This is a genomic window from Solihabitans fulvus (assembly GCF_008386585.1).
In the GTDB taxonomy this organism is placed as follows: Bacteria; Actinomycetota; Actinomycetes; order Mycobacteriales; family Pseudonocardiaceae; genus Solihabitans; species Solihabitans fulvus.
In genome coordinates this window covers 1-345 of the sequence record NZ_VUOB01000167.1, presented here as the reverse complement: position 1 = coordinate 345, position 345 = coordinate 1, and the positions used below count along the sequence as shown (strand labels likewise).

General features: G+C 70.1%; 1 protein-coding gene. It reads left to right on the top strand.

Going from position 1 to position 345, the window contains the following annotated elements; genetic code table 11:
• Positions 1–242, top strand: a 242-nt coding sequence (locus F0L68_RS41060) for a cation transporting ATPase C-terminal domain-containing protein (protein WP_149855329.1), incomplete at its 5' end; no start/stop codon positions are given.
• Positions 243–345: the final 103 nt, after the last annotated feature.

Here is a 345-nt window from a genome sequence, read left to right as displayed (position 1 = left end):
GCAACCGGTTCCTGTTGGGCGGCATCGCCTTCGAGCTGGCCTTCGCGGCCGCGTTGGTCTACCTGCCGGCCCTCGCACAGGTGGTCGGCATGGTGCCGCCACCCGCGTGGCTGCTCGTCATGCTGGTGCCGTACCCGGTGATCGTGTGGGGCGTCGACGAGTTGTTCCGCCGCGTTGGGCGAGGGCCCGGTTCGGAAGGGAGGGCTAGGCCTTCTCCCGGGTGGGGGCGCGTAGGTCGTTGAGGAGTTCGGCCTGGCCAGTCAGCACGGTGGTCAGGACGGCTCTGGCCACCGCGAGCAGGTCGGCCACCTTCGGGTCGGTCAGCGAGTAGTGGACGGTGAGGCC